The organism is Bradyrhizobium sp. P2_E8 (assembly GCF_056403875.1).
The window spans coordinates 1-628 of the sequence record NZ_JBFUES010001847.1 but is presented as its reverse complement, the minus strand read 5'-3'; the positions used below and the strand labels follow the sequence as shown (position 1 = coordinate 628).

Below are 628 nucleotides of genomic sequence, written 5' to 3'. Positions count from 1 at the left end.
CTCATAGGGTGGGTTAGCCGAAGGCGTAACCCACCACGTCCCCCCTCCGCGGCAACAGAAGAGGTGGGTTACGCCTAGCGGTTTGCGCTTCGCGCAACCCGCGGGGCTAACCCACCCTACGATTCCGCCGCGCCCTCGACGAACATCAACCGCCGCTCCAGCGCCGTCTGCCGCAGCTTCAACGCCTCAGCATATTCCGCCGACGCGTACCATTCGCGCGCCCGGGCCATCGACGGAAACTCGACGATGATGATGGTCTTCGGCGGCGGGCCGCCCTCCACCACCTCGGCGGCCCCGCCGCGCGCGAGGTAGCGGCCGCCGTATTGCGCGATCGTCTGCGCCGCAAGCGCACGATAGGCCTCCATCGCACTCCTGTCGCGCACCTCGACCTCGGAGATCACATAGGCCGGCATGTGCGTCGCCTCAGGCAATCGTGTTGACGATGCCGCCTTCCGCGCGCAACGCCGCGCCGTTGGTCGCGGACGCTTCCTTCGACGCAACATAGACCACCATGTTGGCAATCTCGTCGACGCTGGCGAAGCGCTGGATCAGCGAGCTCGGGCGATGCTGCTTGACGAAATTGGCTGCGGCTTCATCCACCGACTGACCGTTTTGTTTCGCGAGATCC

1 protein-coding gene and 1 pseudogene are annotated in these 628 nt (G+C 65.8%); both read right to left on the bottom strand.

The window, feature by feature from the left end; genetic code table 11:
- Window positions 1-116: 116 nt before the first annotated feature.
- The gene (locus tag AC1D00_RS44270) at window positions 117-413 is read right to left on the bottom strand and encodes a DUF1330 domain-containing protein (RefSeq protein WP_477015094.1); all 297 of its coding nucleotides are present in this window, start codon (window positions 411-413) and stop codon (window positions 117-119) included.
- A gap of 10 nt (window positions 414-423) precedes the next feature.
- Window positions 424-628 (bottom strand): annotated as a pseudogene (locus AC1D00_RS44265) (oxidoreductase); the annotation flags it as partial.